Annotated in this window: 19 protein-coding genes and 2 pseudogenes; 14 read left to right on the top strand and 7 right to left on the bottom strand. The window is 57.6% G+C overall.

Annotated elements, in window-relative coordinates; translation table 11 throughout:
* The first annotated feature begins 319 nt into the window (after positions 1–319).
* Together ACP4CD_RS09290 and ACP4CD_RS09285 are read left to right on the top strand one after the other, a co-directional pair.
* A complete protein-coding gene (locus ACP4CD_RS09290) occupies positions 320–1,672 on the top strand; it encodes a histidine kinase (protein ID WP_426994343.1) in 1,353 nt (450 codons plus the stop codon).
* Positions 1,669–2,352 (top strand): response regulator, encoded by a 684-nt coding sequence (locus ACP4CD_RS09285; RefSeq protein WP_426994342.1) that lies wholly within the window; start codon positions 1,669–1,671, stop codon positions 2,350–2,352. The genes ACP4CD_RS09290 and ACP4CD_RS09285 overlap by 4 nt, the downstream gene beginning before the upstream one ends.
* 19 nt (positions 2,353–2,371) lie before the next feature.
* Here the strand turns inward: ACP4CD_RS09285 and ACP4CD_RS09280 are convergent, their stop codons facing one another.
* Positions 2,372–2,674, bottom strand: coding sequence for a DUF6156 family protein (locus ACP4CD_RS09280; protein ID WP_071157137.1), 303 nt, complete (start codon positions 2,672–2,674; stop codon positions 2,372–2,374).
* A 339-nt stretch (positions 2,675–3,013) separates the two neighbouring features.
* Here ACP4CD_RS09280 and ACP4CD_RS09275 point away from each other — a divergent pair, with 339 nt between their 5' ends.
* Complete coding sequence (locus ACP4CD_RS09275; RefSeq protein WP_426994341.1) at positions 3,014–4,390, top strand: (Fe-S)-binding protein; 1,377 nt, start codon at positions 3,014–3,016, stop codon at positions 4,388–4,390.
* Between the two features lie 217 nt (positions 4,391–4,607).
* Entirely contained in the window at positions 4,608–6,314 is a 1,707-nt protein-coding gene (locus ACP4CD_RS09270; RefSeq protein WP_064030338.1) for an AAA family ATPase, read from the top strand.
* A 225-nt stretch (positions 6,315–6,539) separates the two neighbouring features.
* Here ACP4CD_RS09270 and ACP4CD_RS09265 read toward each other — a convergent pair whose 3' ends face one another.
* A complete protein-coding gene (locus ACP4CD_RS09265; protein ID WP_426994340.1) occupies positions 6,540–6,998 on the bottom strand; it encodes a hypothetical protein in 459 nt (152 codons plus the stop codon).
* Between the two features lie 356 nt (positions 6,999–7,354).
* On the opposite strand from ACP4CD_RS09265, the pseudogene bamA reads away from it, so the two are divergent.
* From bamA to ACP4CD_RS09215, 10 genes and pseudogenes are all read left to right on the top strand, one after another.
* Positions 7,355–9,687, top strand: a pseudogene (bamA, locus tag ACP4CD_RS09260) (outer membrane protein assembly factor BamA).
* A gap of 78 nt (positions 9,688–9,765) precedes the next feature.
* Positions 9,766–10,266, top strand: coding sequence for an OmpH family outer membrane protein (locus ACP4CD_RS09255; RefSeq protein WP_426994339.1), 501 nt, complete (start codon positions 9,766–9,768; stop codon positions 10,264–10,266).
* A gap of 99 nt (positions 10,267–10,365) precedes the next feature.
* Complete coding sequence (gene fabZ / locus ACP4CD_RS09250; protein WP_064030328.1) at positions 10,366–10,812, top strand: 3-hydroxyacyl-ACP dehydratase FabZ; 447 nt, start codon at positions 10,366–10,368, stop codon at positions 10,810–10,812.
* A gap of 3 nt (positions 10,813–10,815) precedes the next feature.
* Positions 10,816–11,586: an acyl-ACP--UDP-N-acetylglucosamine O-acyltransferase gene (gene lpxA / locus ACP4CD_RS09245; RefSeq protein ID WP_064030326.1), complete on the top strand. Its 771-nt coding sequence runs from the start codon at positions 10,816–10,818 to the stop codon at positions 11,584–11,586.
* Positions 11,561–12,154, top strand: coding sequence for a ribonuclease HII (rnhB, locus tag ACP4CD_RS09240; RefSeq protein ID WP_064030324.1), 594 nt, complete (start codon positions 11,561–11,563; stop codon positions 12,152–12,154). The genes lpxA and rnhB overlap by 26 nt, the downstream gene beginning before the upstream one ends.
* 5 nt (positions 12,155–12,159) lie before the next feature.
* Complete coding sequence (dnaE, locus tag ACP4CD_RS09235; RefSeq protein WP_426994338.1) at positions 12,160–15,648, top strand: DNA polymerase III subunit alpha; 3,489 nt, start codon at positions 12,160–12,162, stop codon at positions 15,646–15,648.
* 108 nt (positions 15,649–15,756) lie between these two features.
* Complete coding sequence (locus tag ACP4CD_RS09230) at positions 15,757–16,392, top strand: DedA family protein (protein WP_426994337.1); 636 nt, start codon at positions 15,757–15,759, stop codon at positions 16,390–16,392.
* Positions 16,393–16,401: 9 nt separating this feature from the next.
* Positions 16,402–17,481 carry an AI-2E family transporter gene (locus ACP4CD_RS09225; RefSeq protein ID WP_064030318.1) on the top strand — a complete coding sequence of 360 codons (1,080 nt, stop codon included), beginning with the start codon at positions 16,402–16,404 and terminating at the stop codon, positions 17,479–17,481.
* A 125-nt stretch (positions 17,482–17,606) separates the two neighbouring features.
* On the top strand, positions 17,607–18,263 hold the full coding sequence (locus ACP4CD_RS09220) for a DUF3530 family protein (RefSeq protein ID WP_426994336.1): 657 nt from the start codon (positions 17,607–17,609) through the stop codon (positions 18,261–18,263).
* A gap of 15 nt (positions 18,264–18,278) precedes the next feature.
* Positions 18,279–18,515: a TIGR02647 family protein gene (locus ACP4CD_RS09215; RefSeq protein ID WP_064030313.1), complete on the top strand. Its 237-nt coding sequence runs from the start codon at positions 18,279–18,281 to the stop codon at positions 18,513–18,515.
* Between the two features lie 52 nt (positions 18,516–18,567).
* Here the strand turns inward: ACP4CD_RS09215 and ACP4CD_RS09210 are convergent, their stop codons facing one another.
* The 5 genes and pseudogenes from ACP4CD_RS09210 to ACP4CD_RS09190 form a co-directional block, all read right to left on the bottom strand.
* On the bottom strand, positions 18,568–18,933 hold the full coding sequence (locus tag ACP4CD_RS09210; protein ID WP_071157153.1) for a DUF6164 family protein: 366 nt from the start codon (positions 18,931–18,933) through the stop codon (positions 18,568–18,570).
* A 7-nt stretch (positions 18,934–18,940) separates the two neighbouring features.
* Positions 18,941–19,756, bottom strand: coding sequence for a bifunctional DNA-formamidopyrimidine glycosylase/DNA-(apurinic or apyrimidinic site) lyase (gene mutM, locus ACP4CD_RS09205; RefSeq protein WP_426994335.1), 816 nt, complete (start codon positions 19,754–19,756; stop codon positions 18,941–18,943).
* Between the two features lie 8 nt (positions 19,757–19,764).
* Positions 19,765–20,387: pseudogene (hflD, locus tag ACP4CD_RS09200) on the bottom strand (high frequency lysogenization protein HflD).
* A 1-nt stretch (position 20,388) separates the two neighbouring features.
* The gene (locus ACP4CD_RS09195) at positions 20,389–20,826 is read right to left on the bottom strand and encodes a rhodanese-like domain-containing protein (protein ID WP_426994334.1); all 438 of its coding nucleotides are present in this window, start codon (positions 20,824–20,826) and stop codon (positions 20,389–20,391) included.
* 21 nt (positions 20,827–20,847) lie between these two features.
* Entirely contained in the window at positions 20,848–22,053 is a 1,206-nt protein-coding gene (locus tag ACP4CD_RS09190) for an EAL and HDOD domain-containing protein (protein ID WP_281022750.1), read from the bottom strand.
* Between the last annotated feature and the right edge of the window lie 12 nt (positions 22,054–22,065).

Raw genomic sequence — 22,065 nt, 5'->3', positions numbered from 1 at the left:
TAGTGATCAATTACTTCGGTTGACCCTCGGGCATGAAAATCGGCGATTCGGCAGCAGCTCTAGCCGCGATTGGCGGCATGCCGACATCGGCGGCAGCGCTACCGGCCTCGATTTCCACCCACCGGACGATTTGGCTACCGCCGCCAGCGAGGAGGCGATCGTCTTTCGCGAAGGTGGTGCCAGATTACGCCGCCCGGCCCAGCGGATCAGCCGAGATTTGCCCGGCCGATTCGGGCAATTTGCCCGCCGGGCGGTACTTGCTAGGCAGCTCGGGACGGGCTGCTTACAATGAGGCCATCCGTTTTTCCAGGCATGCTCGATGAATTTGAAGTGGCATTTGTTATCCCGCATCGCCGTCGCGGCGGTACTCTGCTTGTCCGCGATGTCGTATTACGCGTTGCAACGCAGTGCCAAGCAAGTCAATGCGTTAGTCGTCGCGAGCGCCGATTCGCTGGCTCGCCAACTGGATTACCAATTATTGATGGAGCGTTCAGGCTATCCGTCGGCAGCCGGGTTTCCGGATTTCGAGTTGTGGAAGCAAACCAGCCGCGTGCCGGGCTTGTGCGTCGGCTTTGAAGCACCGGACGGCCGCGTGATGCGCCATGTCTGCACCGGTGCCGCGTTGGCGGCGGCGCCTTGGCCGGTCTGGTTCGACGTGCTGTACCGGCACGGTTTCGGCGCGGAGCCGGTCGGCCGTCGCGATGTTGGTTTAAACAGCGCCTCGAAAGGCACGGTGGTTGTAGAAGCAGGCGCGGAGTTGACCGTGGCGCGTGCTTGGGCGACCTTGACCGATCTGGCCGAATTGTCGGCGCTGACGGTGCTGACGATTTCCGGACTGGTCTATCTGGCGGTTGGCCGGGCGTTGCGGCCGGCCGGTGACGTGGCGGCCGGTTTGGCGAGACTGGCGCGCGGCGAGCTGGACTATCGCTTGCCGGAATACGCCTTGCTGGAATGGCGTTTGATTGGCGCGGCGATCAACCGCTTGGCGGACAGTCAGCAACGTTTGCTGAGCGAGCGCCAGCGCTTGGCGGCGCGCTTGCTGCAAGTGCAGGAGGATGAGCGCCGTCATCTGGCCCGCGAACTGCACGACGATTTCGGCCAAGCCCTGGCCGCGATTAACGCGGTCAATGCGGCGATCGCCCAAACCGCTAAGCGCGACTGTCCGGAGCTGTTGGCCGAAACCGAACGCATTGCTCGCTACACACGGGGGTTACATGAAGGGTTGCGCGGCTTGACGACCCGGCTGCGGCCGGCGGAATTGGACGAGCTGGGTTTGGCGGCCGCGCTGGATGGTTTGGTGCAATCCTGGCAACGGCCGGCCGCCAACCACACCCGCTACGCGCTAAAAATAGACGGCGACTGCCGGCTTTTGTCGGCGGACGCCGCCACTGCGATTTACCGCTTGGTGCAGGAGGGGATCAACAATATCGCCAAGCATTCGGGCGCCGGTCTGGCCGAGATTTGCTTGACGATCGCCGAGCGCGCCGAATTGACGATTAGCGACGACGGATGTGCCGAAGGCCTACCGTTTGCGGACGGCCCAGGCATTGGCTTGGTAGGCATGCGCGAGCGGGTGACCGCGCTGGGCGGTCGGTTCGAGTTGGTCGTGCGCCAACCGCGCGGACTGCGGGTGCGGGTCAGTCTGCCCTTGCCGGAACAGGCGGTCGAATGAACGGCGCGGCGATTCGCATCCTGCTGGTCGATGATCACGCCATCGTTCGCGAGGGGTATCGCGCCTTGCTGGCCAAGCAGCCCGATATGTTGTTGGTGGCCGAAGCCGGCGATGCGGCGACGGCTTACGGCTTATTCCGGGATGTCGATCCCGACGTGGTCGTCACCGATTGGAGCTTGCCCGGCCAAAGCGGCTTGGAATTGATCGGCCGGATTCGCCAGCGCGATGCCCGCGCCAAAATCCTGGTATTCAGCATGCATCAGAATCCGGCGTTCGCTTGGCAGGCCTGTCGGGCCGGCGCGTTGGGCTATATCGGTAAAAACGAGGACCCGGAAACGCTGTTGCAAGCCATCCGCGATGTGCGGCGGGGCCGTCACGTATTGAGCGGCACCGTGGTCCAAGCGTTGGCGATGGAAAAACTCGGCGGCGAGGGCTGGGCCTTGGAAGCCTTGACACCGCGCGAATTCGAAATTTTGCGTTTATTGGTCGCGGCGCGAACGCCGGCACAGATCGCGAAACTGCTCAATATCAGCGTCAAGACCGTTTGCAATAGCCATTACCTGATCAAGCGTAAATTGGGCGTCGGCAGCGACATCGAGCTGACCCGGCTGGCGATCAAGCTCAATGTCGTCGATTTGCTGGAGTTGACCGATCCCAACGAACCGGAACGCGACACCTAGCGGATTTGGCCCGGTGCGATCAGTCTAGCGCTTGACCGGCTTCGTCGAAGCTCAGTACCGTGATCTCACCGTCCACGTCGGTGATTTCCGCTTGGCTCAACGTGCCGTTACCGTGATAGCTATATTGATGGCGCAGTTCTACGTCGCCGTAAACCAGTTTTTCCAGCAGCAATAGCCGTTCGTCGCCGTCGAAAAAGCCGCGAAAGTAGGTGTTGCGGTTTTCCAGATGGCTTGCGTCGGGCAGTTCGTTAACCAGTTTCAGCGGCAGCTTGACGCCGCTGTAGCTGATGAAATAGCGACAGGCGCAGTTTTCCAATTCCACGGTGGGTTTCCTCGTTATTTTTTGAAAGCCTAATTTCCGCAAGTTTTGTGCCGAAATTAATCCGGCGCATAGACGAGTCCACGCGCTAAGCCGGGTTGGCGGGTAAAACCGCGCTTACGCCAAGGGCTTGATCGTTGAGTTGTCGCTATTCCAACGGCTCTCGCCGGATTAAGCCCGTAAAGTCTGTGGTAAATCGTTCGCGCCGGCCATTGATTGTCGGTTTTGCGACAATCGGCGCCGGCCCAGCCGCGTTGCGTTCGCCGCTAACCAGCGATTTCGGCCGGCGGAGCAGGGTGGCTTCGTTTTTGCTTGATGCTGGTTTTCACTCGTTCAGCATTTATGAAGTTGTTATTGGACTGGTCGTCCTACCGCAATGCCGGCATGGGCGATGCCTACGCCGACATCCCCAAGCACGGTGCCGATTTTGCCAAGGCGATCGCGGTTTGCATCGGCAGCAAGCAATGCCAGCAGCAGGCCGACAAGGGCGTGATGTGCCCGAGCTTTCGGGTTAGCGGCAATCCGGATTTGTCGCCGGGCGGACGGGTCAAGTTGCTGAAAGCCGCGCTGAACGCCGACGACGCGGAAGCGCTGTTCGATCCTGCCTTGGTCGCCGCGATGGATCTGTGCGTGGCCTGCAAGGGTTGCAGGCGCGAATGCGAAAACGAAGTGGACATGGCGGCGATCAAGGCCGAATTCCTGGCTCAGCAAGCGGCCCGGCGCGGCCTGCCGTTGCGCCGCCAATTGTGGGGGCATCTGCCCAAATTACTGAAGTGGTCGGTGCTGCGTCGGTTGATCGCGTGGCGCAACCGTTCGCCGCTGCTGGCCAAACTGGCGCAATCGGTGTTGGGCATTAGCGCAAAGGCGGAATTGCCGCTGCCGGCTGAGCGCCCATTTCAAGTGCCGCGACAATCCAGTTTGGTTCTGCACCCGGAGTTGAGCGACCGGCAAGTTGTGCTGCTGGTCGATACTTTCAATTACTACTTCAACCCGGCCTCGGCCGAGGCGGCAAAAAATTTGCTAACGGCGGCCGGCTACCACGTCCATGTCGCGGCGGCGTCCCCCACCGACAAAGACCAGCGGCCGCTATGTTGCGGGCGCACCTATTTTTCCAACGGCATGCTCGACCAAGCTCGCGCCGAGGCTCGCCGGATGCTGGCCGCGTTGACCGAGCATATCGACGCCGGCCGCGCCATCGTCGGTCTGGAGCCGTCCTGTATTCTGAGTTTACGCGACGAGTACCTGAAACTGGGTTTGGGCGAATCGGCCCGTAACTTGGCCGAAAAAGTCGTGCTGCTGGAAGAGTTTATCGTCCGCGAACAAAGCGCCAAGCGCTGGAATCTGGTTTTTCAAGCGATCCCGAGTCAATCGCGGGTGCTGCTGCACGGTCATTGCCACCAGAAAGCGGTCGGCTCGATCAAGTCGGTCCGCAAAATTTTGAAGCAAATTCCCGGCTTGTCGTTCGAACTGATCGAGTCGTCCTGTTGCGGCATGGCCGGTAACTTCGGCGTCGAAGCCGAACATTACGACGATGCCCAGGCGATGGCCGAACTGGCCTTGTTCCCGGCGCTACGCGCAGAGCCCGATGCGCTATTGGTCGGCAGCGGATTTTCCTGCCGCGAACAAATTGTTGGCGGCGGCTTCGCCAAGCCGCTGCATTTGGCCGAATTGCTGTGTTTGGCGTTACCCCAACCGGACGGAGAGGCTAGCACCGGTTGAGTGGAGCAGAAGCCGGCTAATGTTTGTGAAAGAGCTTGCGTTCGGGAGATTGAAAAAGGTGGGTGTAAGCGCGGCTTTAACCGCGATCGAAGTCCGTCCGACACAGAGATGTCTCGCTCACCGGTGTTCAGAGTAACCAGCGTTGATTTTGCCTCGACCGCGAGTCCACGCTCGCTAACCCATTTTGTTTTTCGCCGCTTTGATAAGGAATCGTTCGATGAAACTGTCCATAGATAAACCGCATCTTCAGCAACTGTTGACCGCTCACCCGCGCCTGACCGGCTTGAACGAGCAACTGCGTTTCGGCAATAAAGCCCAGGTGTTTTACGATCAACTCAGCGGCGTCGAGATGGAAACGTTGGCCGGCATTTACGCCCAACAAGGCGAGAGTTATCAGCAACAGGCCGCGCTGCTGACGGCGTTGCGGCAAGCCTTAACCGACGATCACCGCCGCTACGGACCGGACGATCTGGAAAAACTGCTGCCGGACATCGCGAGCTACTTGTTGGACGGCGCGATTCACGGCTGGTTGTTTCACGTCGAGCATGGCGGCCGAACCCTGGCTTATTTAGTTACCCGCGTCGATTACACGCCGCCGGGCGAGGAAGAAGCCGGGCGCATCCTGATTGAATTAAAAGCCAACAGCAAGGGCAAGATCGCGATCGAAACTCTGGTAATCCGCGGCAAGGATCTGGACCACAAAACCATTCCCGAAATCTTTGCCGGCAAGGGTTATTTGAAGGAGACCGCCGAGTTGACGGCCAGTTACGATGACGCGGCTGCCCGCTATTTCGATTGGCGCGGCCGCTACGGCGAGCAATTCTCCGGTTGGGGTACCGGCATCTACGCCGAAGACCCGACCGCCAGCCACCGCAGCAACGACTGGACCCGCAAAAATACCGTGGTGCTGTCGTCCGGCGGCGGCGCGTGCCGGCTGGTCAACGACGAAAATATCCTCAGCGACCGGGTGCTGACGCTGGAAGCCTCCGGCGACATCTTCGGCACCTATTTGCGCAAGGCTGGCAAAAGCATGCGCTACGACAGCAAGACCGAGAGCCAGATGGAGCAAGCCAAGGCCGAGGTCGGCAAGGGCTTGTTCACCGAACTGCCGGTACACGGCTACATCCTGCTGTTTCATCTGGAGTTGCACCACCACGTCTGGGTCCATGTCGACGATATGCAGCCCTACGTCTACCAGCCGGAACTGAAACAAAAGCTGATCCTGCCACCCGAGCAAACCGATTTGATCGACATCTTGACCGCCGAAATGGACATGCTGATGGACGACATCGTCGAAGGCAAATCCGGCGGCACCACCGTGCTGTGCGCCGGGCCGGCCGGGGTCGGCAAGACCCTGACCGCCGAGGTGTATTCGGAAATCATCAAGCGGCCGTTGTACCGGGTGCATTCCGGCCAGCTCGGCTTGAACGTCGCCGAAATGGAGAAAACCCTGAAGGAAACCCTGATCCGCGCCCAGCGCTGGGGCGCGGTGATGCTGATCGACGAGGCCGACGTGTACATTAAGAAGCGCGCCGACAACCTGGCCTCCAATGCCGTGGTCGGCGTGTTCCTGCGGGTGCTGGAATACTTCAACGGCCTGTTGTTTCTGACCACCAACCGGGTCGACGACATCGACGAAGCCATCATCTCCCGCTGCATCGCGATGATCCGTTATCACTCGCCCAATAGCGCCGACCGCCGCAAAATCTGGAAGGTGATGACCGAACAGTTCTCGCTGCCGATCTCGGACGAACTGATCGAGCAACTGGTGGAGTTGTTCCCCGGCGCCTCCGGCCGCGATATCAAGGGTCTGACCAAACTGGTCGCCAAGTTCTGTATGCAAAAACAACTGGCGCCGACCTTGGATGTATTTATTCGCTGCTCGGTGTTTAGGGGCTTGGAGTTGGTGGGGGAGGCGGCTTGAAACGCTGAACAGGACACTGGCCCGAAACGCCATCGGCGAAACAGATCGGAGACTTAGCGGTCGCTGGTGGCGTGGTCCAAGTGCGCGTCGGCTTAGAAACTTAGGTTTGTATCTCGGCTGAGTCTTGAATGTATCGAGTTTTCTCGCGGCGGTAATCCTTTGATTTGAGCCGAATGCTTGGGTATGAGACCTTCGGCCGCCGTGGTTGCGTGTATCGAGCAGAATCTACTGATTTAACGACATTGTATGAAGAATAGTCCAGACATCTTGTTCTACGGATTCAAGAAGGGCCTCATTCCCGGCGTCCACGGCGCATTCGGCCGCTATAAAAAATTTCGGCGAATTGTTCTTGGCTTGGTTCGAACCGATTATCACGGTAATAGTTAATGCCGCCGATCTATCAGCCGTATCCTTGCCGAACCAATGTTTGTGCGTGGTTTGCCAGCCGTTGTATTGGCCATTCAGTTTAATAGCCTTGAAAGCAATTCGTATCGCCCGGTCGGAACGTTTGGAATCGCAGCAAGGAACCGATAGGCCGTATTCCAGATAGTGATTGATACCGTAACCCATCAGGACTCGATTTCTGACGTAAGCAATCTCAGACGCCAGTTTGGCAAAATCCCAAGCGTTACCAGTACGTGGTTTTTGGTAATTCTGGGTAACGCCCAAACCCATTTGATTCATGGCCCAAATTGTCTTGTGCTCGTTTGTCGCTGGATTCCGCCAGAGGGCTTGCTATTAAAATCCTTACAACCCGGATTTATCGGTGTCGGACAAGCTGTTAAGACGATTTGGAGCGCATTTGACTGTCGAATTGACAGTTTGCGTTTGGGCTGGAGTTAAAGCAACGACGTCGTAAATAAAATCAAGCTGTTATCTGCTGTTTTTTGCGTTGGATTTCGCAATGTTGATGTTTGCGTTTGAAATTCAAAGGTAAAGCAAAATCCCGGCCAGCATTAACGATGATTTACTTTTCAACGCACTAGAATGGTGGGCACGCGTGTTACAATCGCCGCCATTTATACATCTTGGTTGAGTGCGTGAAGAAAAATCCGCTATTTCAAATACTGTTGCTGAGTGCCTTGGCCGGCAAATTGGCCCACGCCGGCAGCTTCGTAGTTGATGACATCCAGGTCAAGGGATTGCAACGGATTTCGGCGGGTACGGTATACAACTATCTGCCGGTATCGGTTGGCGAAACCTTCACCGACGAAAAACAAGCCTCGGCGATCCGCTCCTTGTTCAATACCGGTTTTTTCAAGGACATCACGCTGGAGCGCGACGGCAATACCTTGATCGTGACCGTGGTCGAACGGCCGTCGGTCGCCAAAATTGTCATCGAAGGCAACAAGGACATCAAGAAGGAAGACTTGACCGAAGCCTTGAAGAAAATCGGTCTGGCGGAAGGCAAGGTTTACAACAAGCAAGTGTTGGACAAGGTCGAGCAGGAGATGCGCCGCCAATATTTCAGCCACGGTAAATACGGCTTGAAGATCAAGACCGAGGTCACCGATCTGACCCGCAACCGGGTCGGCATACGCATCGAGATTTCCGAGGGCCGGGTAGCCAAGATCAAGCAGATCAACATCGTCGGCAATAAAACCTTCGCCAGCGATGCCTTACGCAAGGAATTCGAACTCAGCACCACCAATTTTCTGTCCTTCTATTCCAAGGACGACCAGTACTCCAAGCAAAAGTTATCGGCCGATTTGGAAAAGCTGCGTTCGTATTATCTGGATCGCGGCTACATCAATTTTTCGATCGAATCGACCCAGGTCGATATCACCGCCGATAAGAAGGAAATCTACATTACGATCAACGTCAAGGAAGGCGAGGTGTATACGCTGGAAAAGGTCAAATTGTCCGGCGAGTTGATCGTGTCGCCCGAGGACTTGATCAAACTGGTTAAGGTCGGACCTGGGGAAATTTTCTCTCGTAAAAACGCCACCGAGACCTCGAAGGCGATTTCCGACCGGCTGGGCGACGAAGGTTATACCTTCGCCAACGTCAATATGGTCCCGGAAATCAACGAGCAATCCAAAACGGTGGCGATGACTTTTTCGTCGATCCGGGTAAACGGGTTTACGTCAGGCGGATTAACGTGAAGGGCAACACCAAGACCCGCGACGAAGTGATCCGCCGCGAGGCCCGGCAAATGGAGTCCAGTTGGGCGGCCAGCAGTAAGATCGAGCGCACCAAGACTCGTCTGGACCGCTTGGGCTATTTCGAGGAAGTCGGCGTGGAAACGCCGCCGGTGACCGGTGTGGCCGACCAGATCGACGTCAATTACACCGTCAAGGAAAAAGCCTCCGGTAACTTGCAGGCCGGTATCGGTTACTCGCAGGTGCAGGGCATCATCTTCAACGCCAACGTGTCGCAGGACAACATCTTCGGTACCGGTAAGCGGCTGGATTTCGCGTTCAACAACAGTAGCATCTTGACGCGTTACAACTTGGGTTTCACCGATCCTTACTACACGCTGGACGGTGTGTCGCTCGGTTACAATTTGGGCTATACTTCGCGTAACGCCTATGCCGCCAACTTGGCTGCGTATAACACGACGATCACCAATGCCGGCGTCAACTTCGGCATTCCGCTAAACGAATTCGACAGGGTGGGTTTCGACCTGGAATTGAAACGGACCGAAATCGAAAATACCGCGTATTCGTCCGATACCATTCTGAAGTTTCTCGGTTACACCAAATATACCAGCGGTCAAATTCGCTCGAAAAGCTTTACCAGTTTGTCGACCTCGGCCGGCTGGACCCACGATACGCTGGATCGGGCTACCTTCGCGCATAGCGGCGGCCAGCAGCGGATTTCGGCGTTGGCGACGATACCGGGTAGCGATCTCGAGTATTACAAGGTCGGCTATAAGCACCAACACTACTTTCCGCTATCCAACGATTTCACGTTCCGCTTATTGGGCGAGGTGGCTCACGGTGGCGGCTACGGCAGCACCGACGGCTTGCCGTTCTTCGAAAACTATTTCGCCGGCGGTACCGGCGACGTGCGCGGCTTCATGCAGAATACGCTGGGTGTGATCGACGCGACCACGCTCAACAAGAACGCCTACACCAATCGTCCGATCGGCGGCGCGACCAAGCTGATCGGTAAGGCCGAATTGTTTTTCCCGATTCCGTTTTTGAGCGACGTCAAGTCGGTGCGGATCGGCTCGTTCGTCGATGCCGGTACCTTGTCGCCGGGCTTGAGCACCGGCGATCTCCGCAAATATTTCCGCTACTCGGTGGGCTTGTCCGGGGAATGGCTGTCGCCGTTCGGCGCGTTGGCGGTCAGCGTGGCTCAACCGCTCAATTCCGAGTCTGGAGATAGAACTCAGGCCTTCCAGTTCACGTTCGGCTCGGGATTTTAGTTCAGTTCAAGGCAGTTTTACCCTATAATCGGGCTTGCGTTCTGTCTTAACACAATTTAACCGGAGATGGTTATTACCATGAAAAAAAGTATTGCTTTATTCTTAACGCTGATGGTGTTTGCTGGCGTTAGTCACGCGGAACTGAAGATCGGTTTCGTCAACGTGGCAAAAGTATTGGAGAAGGCCCCGCAGGCAGCGAAAGCAAAAACGCGTTTGGAAACCGAATTTTCGCCTCGGGATAAAGCTTTGGTTTCTCAGCAAAAAGAAATCAAAACCTTGGAAGACAAACTCGGCAGGGATTCCGCTGTGATGGGGGAAGAAGAACGCCACCGTTTGGAAAAAGACATTTTGGATAAAAAACGCGATGCGGCCAGAGCTCAGCAAGAGTTCAGCGAAGACTTCAATATGCGCCGCAACGAAGAACTGGGTAACCTGCAAAAACGTATCGTCGAAGCAGTAAGAGCGTTAGCTAAGGAGGAGTCGTTCGACCTGCTGCTGACCGACGGCGTCATTTACGCTAACGACCAAATCGACGTCACCGCGCGGGTACAACAAAAGCTGGAAACGCTGTCGCAATAATTCAAGAGCGTTTCCGTCGGAAACGCCGACTTCAAAGCGAGGGAGACGGCCCGCCGGCTGGCTCCCTTTTTCGTTTACCTCCACCGACTCCGGACCATCATGACAGGTACGCTAGACATATTGCAAATTCAGGCACTTCTCCCGCACCGTTATCCCTTTTTGTTGGTCGATAGAGTCGTCGAGTGCGAACCCGGCGCGAAATTGGTCGGTATTAAAAACGTCAGTTTCAACGAGCCGTTTTTCCAAGGTCATTTTCCGGCGCAACCCATCATGCCCGGCGTGCTGATCCTGGAAGCGCTGGCGCAAGCTACCGCGCTACTGACCGCGAAAAGCGACGACAAATTGGGGCAGGGCAATACCACTTTCTTCTTGGCCGGCATCGACAACGCCCGCTTCAAAAAGCAGGTCGTGCCCGGCGACCAGTTGCGCCTGGAAGTGACCTATCTGAAACACAAACGCCATCTATGGTCTTTCGACTGCCGCGCTGAAGTCGATGGCGAACTGGCGGCCGGCGCACAAATCATGTGCGCGGTCGCGACGAGCTAAGTCATGATAGATTCCAGAGCGGTAGTCCATCCCAAGGCCGAATTGGCCGAAGACGTTTCGGTCGGTCCGTTCAGCGTCATCGGTCCCGAAGTGCAAATCGACGCCGGCACCGAAATCGGGCCGCACGTGGTTATTCGAGGTCCAACCGCGATCGGCCGCGACAACAAGATTTACCAATTCTCGTCGATAGGCGAAGACCCGCAAGACAAAAAGTACGCCGACGAAGTGACTCGGTTGGAAATCGGCGACCGCAACGTGATCCGCGAATTCTGCACGATGCATCGCGGCACGCTGCAGGATAAAGGCTTGACGTTGATCGGCAGCGATAATCTGTTCATGGCCTATACCCATGTGGCTCACGATTGCGAGATTGGCGACCACGTGATCATGGCGAACGGCGCATCGATCGCCGGCCACGTACACATCGGCGATCATGCCATTTTGGGCGGTTTTACGCTGGTCCATCAATTCACCCAGATCGGCGAGTACAGCTTCTCGGCGATGGGTAGCGCGATTACTCAGGACATTCCTCCGTTCGTGATGGTTGGCGGCCGGCCGACCCGGCCGCACGGCATCAATTCGGTCGGCATGGAACGCAACGGTAAATCGCCGGAAGTGATACGCCAGATTCGTCAGGCCTACAAAATCTTGTACAAGAACAACTTGCGCCTGGAAGACGCCATCGAAGAGATGGAAGGCATGGCCGGCGAAAGCAACGAACTTTCCAATATGGTCAGTTTCTTGCGCAATGTCACCCGCGGCATCCTCCGTTAATCCTTCACGCCTGATCGCCGGCATCGACGAAGTGGGGCGAGGCTGTCTCGTCGGTCCGGTCGTCGCGGCGGCGGTGATCCTCGATCCGGCCAAGCCGATTGCCGGTTTGACCGACTCCAAAAAACTCAGCGAAAAACGCCGCGCCGCGCTGGCCGACGAAATCAAGGTCAAGGCACTGGCGTGGGCGGTCGGCCGCGCCGAAGCCAGCGAAATCGACCGCATCAACATCTTGCAAGCCACCTTCGTCGCGATGCGCAGAGCTTTCAGCCAATTGGCGATCAAACCCGATTACATCATGGTCGACGGCAACCGGTTGCCCGGCATAGCTTGCCCCGGCGAAGCGGTGGTCGGCGGCGACGCCTTGGTCGCCGAAATTTCCGCCGCGTCCATCCTGGCTAAGGTCGCGCGCGACACGGAAATGGACGTGCTGGATAGACTCTATCCCGGTTACCAATTTGCCGTTCACAAAGGTTATCCGACCAAAACCCATCTGAGCGCATTGGCGGAATTGGGCGTATCGCCGCAACATCGCCGCTCCTACGCGCCGGTCAAAAAATTCCTGGGTTGACCGCGATGAATCCCCGCTTCGTCCACCTCCGCATCCACACCGAATTCTCACTGGTTGACGGTATCGTCCGCATCAAGCCGCTGGTCAAAAAGCTCGGCGAATTCAATATGCCAGCGGCGGCGATTACCGAGCAGAGCAATCTGTTCTCGTTGGTCAAATTCTACAAAGCCGCGCAAGGCGCCGGCATCAAGCCGATCGCCGGCGCCGATGTGCTGATTTACAACGACGACGAACCGGCCGCGCCGCACCGCCTGACTTTGTTGGCTCGCAATCAACGGGGTTATGTGACCTTGACCGAACTGGTGTCGAGGGGTTACCAGGAAGGCCAGCATCAAGGCATTCCGATGCTGCAAAAAGCCTGGATAGCCGAAAACCACGAAGGTCTGATCGCCTTGTCCGGCGCAATGCAGGGCGATGTTGGCGCGGCCCTGTTGTCGGAAAATTTTGCCCTGGCTAAGGCTTGCGCCGAATTCTGGGCCGGTTTGTTCCCGGACAGTTTTTACCTAGAAGTCCAGCGCGTCGGCAAACCGGACGAGGAGCGTTACATCAAGCTGGCGGCGGATTTGGCCGCCGAATTGGACTTGCCGGTCGTCGCGACCAACGATGTGCGCTTTTTGAATCGGAGCGATTTCGACGCTCACGAAGTGCGGGTCTGCATCCATCAAGGTCGGGTTTTGGACGACAGCCGCCGGCCGAAGGATTACACCGAGCAGCAATATTTGCGCAGCGCCGAGGAAATGCTGGCGCTGTTCGCCGACTTGCCGGAAGCCTTGCAAAACAGCGTCGAAATCGCCAAGCGTTGCAATGTCGAGTTGCGCTTGGGCGAAAATTTCCTGCCCGATTTCGAAGTCCCCGAGGGGATGACGCTGGCCGACTATTTCAAGCAGGCCTCGCGCGAGGGATTGGAAGAACGCTTGCAGCAGCACGCGCCGGTCGGCAATGGCTCGTTCGAGGACAATCGCAAGGTCTACGACGAGCGGCTGGAAACCGAATTGAGCGTGATCGTGCAGATGGGTTTTCCCGGCTACTTTATGATCGTCGCCGACTTCATCCAGTGGGCCAAGAATAACGACATTCCGGTCGGGCCGGGCCGGGGTTCGGGCGCCGGCTCGCTGGTGGCTTATGCGCTAAAAATTACCGACCTCGATCCTATCGAATTCGACCTGCTGTTCGAGCGCTTCCTGAATCCGGAGCGGGTGTCGATGCCCGACTTCGATATCGACTTTTGCATGGAACGCCGCGACGAAGTGATCGACTACGTGGCGCGTCATTACGGCCGCGATCACGTGTCGCAGATCATCACCTACGGTTCGATGGCGGCCAAGGCGGTGATTCGCGACGTCGGCCGGGTGATGGGCCATGCCTACGGTTTCGTCGATAGGCTAGCCAAGCTGATTCCGTTCGAAATCGGCATGACCTTGGACAAGGCCTTGAAGGAAAGCCCGGAACTCAAGGACTTGTACGAGGCCGAGGAAGAGGTCAAGCAGTTGATTGACATGGCCCGCGCGCTGGAAGGCATCTCGCGTAACGCCGGCAAGCATGCGGGCGGCGTGGTGATCTCGCCGACCAAACTGACCGACTTTTCGCCACTGTATTGCGAGCAGGGCGGCGGCAACTTGGTGACCCAGTTCGACAAGGACGACGTCGAGGCGGTCGGCCTGGTCAAGTTCGACTTTTTGGGGCTGCGGACCCTGACCATCATAGCCTGGGCGCTGGAAACGATTAACCGCCAGCGCGCCGCGAAGGGCGAGCCGCCGGTGGACATTGCTCAAATCCCGCGCGACGACCTGCCCAGTTACGAGCTGTTGAAGAAGGCCCAGACCACGGCGGTGTTCCAGCTGGAGTCCAGCGGCATGAAGGCGCTGATCAAAAAGCTTAAACCCGACTGCTTCGACGACATCATTGCGTTGGTGGCGCTGTTCCGGCCCGGTCCGTTGGAATCGGGCATGGTCGACGACTACATCAACGTCAAGCACGGCGCCAAGGCCGAATACGCCCATCCGCTGCTGGAACCTATCCTGAAGCCGACCAACGGCGTCATTCTCTATCAGGAACAGGTGATGCAGATCGCCCGCGAACTGGCAAGCTACACGCTGGGCGGCGCCGACATGCTGCGGCGGGCGATGGGTAAGAAGAAGCCCGAGGAAATGGCCAAGGAACGGGAGAAGTTCATGTCTGGTGCGGTCGCCAACCAGATCGACGCGGGCATCGCCACCTACGTGTTCGACTTGATGGAGAAATTCGCCGGCTACGGTTTCAACAAGTCGCACTCGGCGGCTTATGCATTGGTTGCTTACCAGACAGCTTGGCTGAAGGCGCATTATCCGGCGGCCTTCATGGCGGCGGTGATGTCCTCCGATATGGACAACACCGACAAGGTGGTGGTGTTGATCGAGGAATGCCGGGAGATGAAATTGCAAATCCGGCCACCCGACGTCAATCTGTCCGATTTTCGCTTCACGGTCAACGACCAGGGCCAGATCGTCTACGGCATCGGCGCGATCAAGGGTGTCGGTGAAAACGCGATCGAGGATTTACTGAAGGAGCGCAACGCCAACGGGCCGTATTCGGGTTTGTACGATTTATGCAAGCGCGTCGATCTGCGCAAGGTCAACCGACGAGTGCTGGAAGCGCTGATCAAGGCCGGCGCCTTGGATACCATCGACCCGAACCGTGCCGCTCACATGGCCGAACTGACCACCGCGCTCAGAGTGGCCGAGCAACATGGCAAAATGGCGCTGGCCGGCCAAAACGACTTGTTCGGCTTGGGCGTCGAAGTCGAGGAAAGCGATAACGAGGCCGACGCCTACTCCACCGCCGTCGAACCGTGGACCGAAAAAGAAAAACTGGAAGCCGAGAAGCAAACCCTGGGTTTGTTCCTGTCCGGCCATCCGATCGCCGAATATCTGCCGGAGCTCAAACACATCACCCACGGTACGCTGGGCAGCTTGGAAGTCGATGCCGGCCGGGCGCGCGGCAAGATGGAGGCGCGGGTCGCCGGGCTGATTGTGGAAATGCGTACCCGTCAGACCAAGCAGGGCAAGATGATGGGCTTCGCGACGCTGGACGACCGCACCGGCCGTTTGGAAGTCGCCGCGTTCAGCGGCATCTTCGACAAATACCGCAACCTGCTGAGCAAGGACACGATCCTGGTCGCCGAAGGCTCGTTGGCGATGGACGACTTTACCAACGGCCTACGAATGACCGCCGAAAAGTTGTACGGCATCGAGGAAGCCCGCGAGCTATTCGCGCGCGGTATTCAGCTGACGATAGACACCGCCAATCTCGAAGCGAACGGCGACTGGCTGGCGCGTCTGCAAGAGATACTGGCGCCGTTTCGCGGCGGCAATTGCCCGGTCCAGATCGACTATCGCACCGCCCGTGACAAGGCAGCGTTGCAACTTGGCGAAGAGTGGCGGGTCCGGCCGACCGATGAGCTGTTGATTCGCTTGCGCCGTTTGTTGTCCAACGAGAACGTGTTGGTTAGGTATTGAGCCGTTAGGCGGTCTTGCTTGGCACGCCGGGCGCTTCGGCGCGAATTCGGCGGCGGCCGGTCGCTCCGGGCTATAATGAGCCGACTTCATCAACTTAACGGATTGAACATGGATTGGCTGCATTTCTTGCTCGACGTATTGCTGCATATCGATAAACACTTGGCCGATTTGATCGGCGAGTACGGCACTTTGACTTACGCGATTTTGTTTGCGGTGATCTTTATCGAAACCGGTTTTGTCGTGATGCCGTTCCTGCCCGGCGATTCCTTGTTGTTCGCGGCCGGCGCGTTCGCGGCGCTGGAGTCTTTCGAGATGCCGACTTTATTGAGCCTGTTGGCGCTGGCGGCGGTGCTGGGCGATACCGTTAATTATTGGATAGGACGGAGCATCGGTCACAAAGCCTTTACGCTGAGTTGGGTCAACCACCAGCATTTGTTGAAGGCCCAAGCTTTTTACGATACCTACGGCGGTAAAACGATTGTGTTGGCGCGCTTTGTACCCATCGTTCGCACCTTCGCGCCGTTTGTGGCCGGTATCGGTCGAATGCGCTATCGGGACTTCTTGCTGTTTAATCTGATCGGCGGCTTGGCGTGGGTACTGATTTGCGTCTTCGCCGGCTATTTTTTCGGCAATATTCCGGTCGTCAAGAAAAACTTCGAACTGGCGATCCTGGCCATCATCGTGATTTCAATTCTACCTATCGTCATCGAAGTCTGGAAAGCCCGGCGGCAACCCGCCGAATAGGAGAGGACGATGGGAGATCTCAGCGATTCGCAAAAATGGTTAGTGCTGGCTTTTCTGATTGGTGCTTCCGCATTGATTTACTTGCTGTCGCCGGTGCTGATGCCGTTCGCGGTGGCGGCAGTGCTGGCTTATCTTGGCGACCCGCTGGTTGACAGATTGGAAGCGCTGGACTTTAAAGGACGAAGCTTGAGTCGCACGGTCGCGGTGGTTCTGGTGTTTTCCGGCATTTCGCTGGCGATCGCCGCACTGCTGATCGTGGTTATCCCGGCCTTGGAATACCAAATCGGCGAGTTCATCGACAAACTGCCGGCCTATTTGAATTGGCTGAATCGTACCGTGATTCCGGTGCTGCAAAAATATTTGGGCCGCGGCGTCCGGCCCTTGCACATCGAGCAGCTGAGCACCTTGATCAAAAACCAGTGGCAGGACGGCGGCGGGGTATTCGAAAACTTCATGCAGTCGGTATCGCACTCCGGTGCGGTGATCATCGGCTGGTTGATGAATCTGGTGCTGATACCGGTCATCACCTTTTATTTGTTGCGCGACTGGGATGTGTTGGTCGAGCGCGTTCACGATCTGTTTCCGCGACGTTACGCCGCTACGGTCGGCGCGCTGGCCGCCGAGGCCGACGATGTCCTCGGCGCCTTCTTGCGCGGCCAGTTTTACGTGATGTTGGCCCTGGGCGGCATTTACAGCATCGGTTTATGGCTGGTCGATTTGGAATTGGCGCTGGTGATCGGTATGACGGCCGGTTTGATCAGTTTCATTCCTTACATGGGGGCTTTGGTCGGCATTGTGTTTTCCTGCATTGCCGCGCTGCTGCAATTTCAAGACGCGGTACATTTATTACCGGTGCTGATGGTATTCGCGGTGGGGCAGAGCTTGGAGGGCATGGTGTTGACGCCCTGGCTGGTCGGCAACAAGATCGGCTTGCACCCGGTCGCGGTGATGTTCGCGGTGATGGCCGGTGGCCGTTTGTTTGGCTTTCTGGGCGTGTTGCTGGCCTTGCCGGTGGCTTCTGTGATTATGGTCTTGCTGCGGCATTTGCACGAGCGTTACACCTTCAGCGGTTTTTACAGCAAGGGTTGAGCGATGCGTCTGGCGATCGCGTTTTGCGGTGTTTGCTTGGCGTTTTCGGCATTGGCGGGCGATCCGGCCCGCGAGCAGGCCTATGCCGATGCGATTCAGCAGCAACCGGCCATCGGCGAAGCGATTTGGCTGCAAACCGGAGAGGGGGGCGTTTCCTGGCGCTGTTCGTCGATGCCGAAAAATCCGCTAACGAGCAGGTGGTCATCGTTCTGCACGACGCGGATAGTCATCCCGATCAGCAACCGCTGATCCGCGAACTACGCACGGTGTTGCCGCGGCACCGCTGGGCGAGCTTGGCGATACAGTTGCCGTTGCGCGAAGCCGGCGCGGCGCTGGAAGATTATTACCCGTTGGTTGGCGAGGCCGACGCCCGGATTCAAGCGGCCATCGATCATGCGATCAAAATCGGCGCCAAGCAAATTGCGATGGTCGGTTACGGCATCGGCGCGGCGATGGCGGCCGCCCGCCTCAGCCGGAACCCGGTCAATGTCGTCGCGTTTGCCGCGATCAGTTTGCCGGTGCCGGATAGCAGTCAGGCCGGCGTGCAAACCCTAAGCTTCGTGAAGAATATCAATCTGCCGTTGCTCGACGTTTACGCCGAAGCCGACTGGCCGGACGTGACGGAAACCGCCGCCAAGCGCCGCGTCGCCGGTAAGGAGAATCCGGTTTACCGGCAGATCCGCATCGACGGCGACGATCACGCTTATCGGCAAAATTACCCGTTGCTGGTCAAACGCGTCTATAGTTGGCTGGCAACGACCATCATGGAAAATCAACAATAACAGAGGGGAGACTTTATGCCATTGAACGAAGACTTATATGCCGAGATTCGGCTGCTGGCGCTGTACAACCTGGAGTCGATTCAGGAGGGGGTCAAGGTGCACGGTAACGCCGAGCCGGCCTTGATCGCGGCCGCGCGACGTTTGCACGACAAAGGCTTGGTCAGCCAGGCCGACGGCGGTTACTTGACCGACTTGGGCGTCGAAGCCGCCGAGCACGCCCAAAAACTGCTAACCATCCTGAAAACGCGTTAAGCCGTTTTCAGTGTCGCCGGTCCGACGCGGAAAGCGCCGGTCCGGCGGCGCTTCACAGTCCCAAATCGAACAACCATTTCACCGAGGCGTAGCCGACCGCGGCGATCAATGCGCTGTAACTGAGAAAATGTAAGGGTTGGCCGAGGTTATGCCGCCAAAAACCGGTGTGTTGGCCTTGCAGTTTGCGTAGCCGATACAGCTCGCGCTGGGTTTCGGCGCGTTCGGCTTGGTAGGCGTCGCACAGCGCGCGGGCCTGCTCCAGGTCGTCGGCATCGTAAAGCCAGATGGCTGCGGTTGAAATGCCCCAATTGCCGGCCGAGGTTTCGTAAAAGCCGATCTCGTGTTCGGTCAGCAGTTGGCGGATGTCGTCGGCTTCGTCGAACGGAACGTCTCTTAAATTGAAAAATAACACGGCCATGGAAGATCTATTGCTGGCAAGTGGGACAGAAATAGCTGGCGCGCTGGCCGATTTTCAGGTGTTGGACCGGTTCCCGGCAGCTTAAACAGGGTTCGCCGCCCCGGCCGTAAACCCGCAACGATTGTTTGAAGTAGCCGGGTTTGCCTTGCGCGTCGGTAAAGTCGCGCAACGTGGTGCCGCCTTGGGCGATGGCTTGCTCCAGCACGGTTTTGATCGAGGCGCTCAGCCGGGCGCAATCGTCGGCGTCGAGGCCTCCGGCCGGCCGGGTTGGTAGTATGCTGGCCAGAAACAAGGATTCGTTGGCGTAGATATTGCCGACCCCGACGACGATGTGGCTGTCCATGATCAGCTGTTTGATCGGCACTTGCCGGCCGGCGAGACGTCCGGCAAGATAGGCGGGATCGAAGTCGGCGGATAATGGTTCCGGACCGAGTTTGGCCAACAGCGGATGCGCATGGGGGACTTCCGCCGTCCACAACACCGCGCCGAACTTGCGTTGATCGTTATAGCGCAGCAAAGTGTTGTCGTCGAACACGAAATCGAGATGGTCGTGCTTGCCGTGGGCCAGCCCGGCCTGACCGATGCGCAAATTGCCGGACATGCCGAGATGAATTAGCAGCGTACCGTTTTCGAGGTCGAACAGAAGATACTTGCCTCGCCGGTCGATGCGGCGCAGCCGGCGGCCGGTCAGCAGAGCGGCCAGATCGGCGGGAACCGGCCAGCGCAAGCGGGATTCGCGAACAACCACCGAGGCAAAGGTTTTGCCTTCGATGTGCGGCGAAATACCGCGTCGGCTGGTTTCGACTTCGGGAAGCTCTGGCATCGCGGACCTTAAATTTGCGTCAGCAGAAATCGGGCTTCGTCCTGAATTTTTCGGCGCGACCATAACAAGGTCCAGCGCGTGCCTCCGCACTGCCGCCACAACAAGGTCGAGCGGATGCCTGCCAGCAACAAGGCCCGTATTTTATTGACGATGGCTTGGTTGCCCAGATATTGGGGGTCGCCCGCCACCATGATGCGCGGTTGCAGGGTACTGATGGAGCTGTGATAGATGTCGGCTAAATTGGCCAGGACGTTTTCGTGCAGGATGCCGAAATGCTCGGACTGGGCTTGCGCTCTGGCGATGCCTGCCCGGATGTTATCCTGCATCTCGGTTTTGCCGGACAGTTTTTTTGAAGATAGACCAGTTGGGCGGCGTAGCGGGTCTGTTCCGCGCTGGCCTGTTCTCGATTTGCCAATTGTCGCTGCAACTGCTCGAGTCCGTGAGTGACGCCAGCAATGCCGCCGTAAACCTCGGCAACGCTGTCCGAGTCGATTTTCAGAAGGCTGCCGATGCTGCTCTGCATCGCCGGGGACGGGCAAGCGCCGGCGGTGGCCAATTGGTGTACGAGCGAGCAGGCCTGGGCGATACCGGCCAGCGCGATCGTCTGGTTGCTCAGCGTCTGTATCGTCATTTCAGTTGCAAGCGACCGTCGCGCAACTGGGTTTGACCGGTTTGCCGGATTTGATCCAGCCTTGAATGCCGCTGGACAGGTGGTAGATGTGGTTCATGCCTTTTTGCTCAGCCAACCATTTGCCGAGTTTGGCGCTGCGGTTGCCGGACCGGCATACCAGAATCACCGGCTGATCCGGTGACGTTTTCAATTTCTCGACTTGGCTGCTCCAGGCCTCCTGGTCGATTTGGCCGTTTGCGTCGAACGATTGCAACAAGCGGCTTTGCGGGATCACGCCGGACGCCTGCCATTCCTGTTCGGTACGCACATCAATCACCAGTGCGTTTTGGTTTTTTTGCATGTCCAGCAATTGCTCGGCGCCGACTTCCGCCAATTCTCCGGCCGTTAACCGAAAGCTGACCACCAGGGTCGACAGAGCCAAGAATATCGATTTTTTCATAAACCACCGGTAACGGGACATTTAAGTACTTAACAGCGGAAACACGCATTTGGCCCACCAATCGATGCTTTCCAAATACAGTTGGCCGATTCGAGTATGCGAAACGCCCCGATACGACCCCAAGGACGGTTCCCAACGCTCGTGAGCGACGCAAAACTTGAGCGCTTCGCCGGGGCCGCCCGCGTATTCCAGCACGGCTTGCATTATATCGTCGGACAGCGGCAGCTGTTCGATAACTTTCGGTAACGGCATGTCCAGCAAGGCATCCAGGCCGGACAGCATGCCGACGAAGAAAAACAGCTCCCTGTCCTGGCCGGTTTCCTGCGCCAGCAGTTCGCAGAGCTTGGCGCGGACTAATACGTTTTGTAGAACCGACGAGGGCTTGTCGCTGAGCGACGACAGCGTCAGGATGTTGACCCAGCGTTTGACCTCGATCAGCCCCAGGCAGACGATGGCGTGCTGAATCGATTCGATCTTGCGCGGCAACGCGAAAAACGCCGAATTGATGTAATGCAGCAGCTTAAAACTCAGACCGACATCTTGAGAGACGATGCGGCCGATCTCCGAAAACTCGACATCGGGCTGGTTGATGGCCGACATTAGCCGGATAGCGGAGGCCTGGCTGACGCCGAGGCGCTTGCCTTCGACCAAATTGGGTTTGCTGAAGAAAAACCCCTGGAACAGTTCGCAGCCCCATTCCTTCAAGGCTTGAAATTCCTCGTGGGTTTCGACTTTCTCGGCCAGTAGGCTCAGCCCGTAACCTTTGAGCTCGGTGATCAAGGCGTGGGATTTCTCGAGGCCGTCGGCCATGACGTCCAGTTTGACGATGTCCGCGATTTCCAGCAACGGCCGCCATTCCGGCGTCAACACGAAGTCGTCCAGCGCGATGGTGTAGCCTAATTCGGACAGGGCCTTCAAATTGGCGACGATGGCGTCGTCGACCGCGACCGATTCCAGGACTTCGATGACGATGCGGTCCTTGGGCAAGTGTAGCGGTATGTTGTCCAGCAAGTTCCGGCCGGTAAAGTTGATGAAGGCCTTATGCGGACCGACCAATTCGTTCAGGCCGATTTCCAGGATGGTGTCGGTAATGACTTGGCGGGTCGCGTTGGCTGCCCCATCCTGTTGACTCAAATCGAAGTCCTTGCCCCGAAACAGAATTTCGTAAGCGAAGGTGCTTAAATCCCGGTCCAATATCGGCTGTCGGCCGATTAGAAAATCTGTCATGCGTTGCGGCTC

Source organism: Methylomonas stagni, assembly GCF_050154735.1.
GTDB lineage: Bacteria > Pseudomonadota > Gammaproteobacteria > Methylococcales > Methylomonadaceae > Methylomonas > Methylomonas koyamae_A.
This window is presented reverse-complemented; position numbering and strand designations above follow the sequence as displayed.

Excerpts from the sequence above, each read along its gene's own strand:
- dnaE (WP_426994338.1), top strand. The coding sequence starts at position 12,160 with ATGAATCCCCGCTTCGTCCACCTCCGCATCCACACCGAATTCTCACTG.
- ACP4CD_RS09230 (WP_426994337.1), top strand. The coding sequence starts at position 15,757 with ATGGATTGGCTGCATTTCTTGCTCGACGTATTGCTGCATATCGATAAA.
- ACP4CD_RS09225 (WP_064030318.1), top strand. The coding sequence starts at position 16,402 with ATGGGAGATCTCAGCGATTCGCAAAAATGGTTAGTGCTGGCTTTTCTG.
- rnhB (WP_064030324.1), top strand. The coding sequence starts at position 11,561 with ATGTCACCCGCGGCATCCTCCGTTAATCCTTCACGCCTGATCGCCGGC.
- mutM (WP_426994335.1), bottom strand. The coding sequence starts at position 19,756 with ATGCCAGAGCTTCCCGAAGTCGAAACCAGCCGACGCGGTATTTCGCCG.
- ACP4CD_RS09190 (WP_281022750.1), bottom strand. The coding sequence starts at position 22,053 with ATGACAGATTTTCTAATCGGCCGACAGCCGATATTGGACCGGGATTTA.
- ACP4CD_RS09210 (WP_071157153.1), bottom strand. The coding sequence starts at position 18,933 with ATGGCCGTGTTATTTTTCAATTTAAGAGACGTTCCGTTCGACGAAGCC.
- fabZ (WP_064030328.1), top strand. The coding sequence starts at position 10,366 with ATGACAGGTACGCTAGACATATTGCAAATTCAGGCACTTCTCCCGCAC.
- ACP4CD_RS09275 (WP_426994341.1), top strand. The coding sequence starts at position 3,014 with ATGAAGTTGTTATTGGACTGGTCGTCCTACCGCAATGCCGGCATGGGC.
- lpxA (WP_064030326.1), top strand. The coding sequence starts at position 10,816 with ATGATAGATTCCAGAGCGGTAGTCCATCCCAAGGCCGAATTGGCCGAA.
- ACP4CD_RS09215 (WP_064030313.1), top strand. The coding sequence starts at position 18,279 with ATGCCATTGAACGAAGACTTATATGCCGAGATTCGGCTGCTGGCGCTG.
- ACP4CD_RS09285 (WP_426994342.1), top strand. The coding sequence starts at position 1,669 with ATGAACGGCGCGGCGATTCGCATCCTGCTGGTCGATGATCACGCCATC.
- ACP4CD_RS09265 (WP_426994340.1), bottom strand. The coding sequence starts at position 6,998 with ATGAATCAAATGGGTTTGGGCGTTACCCAGAATTACCAAAAACCACGT.
- ACP4CD_RS09195 (WP_426994334.1), bottom strand. The coding sequence starts at position 20,826 with ATGAAAAAATCGATATTCTTGGCTCTGTCGACCCTGGTGGTCAGCTTT.
- ACP4CD_RS09255 (WP_426994339.1), top strand. The coding sequence starts at position 9,766 with ATGAAAAAAAGTATTGCTTTATTCTTAACGCTGATGGTGTTTGCTGGC.
- ACP4CD_RS09270 (WP_064030338.1), top strand. The coding sequence starts at position 4,608 with ATGAAACTGTCCATAGATAAACCGCATCTTCAGCAACTGTTGACCGCT.
- ACP4CD_RS09290 (WP_426994343.1), top strand. The coding sequence starts at position 320 with ATGAATTTGAAGTGGCATTTGTTATCCCGCATCGCCGTCGCGGCGGTA.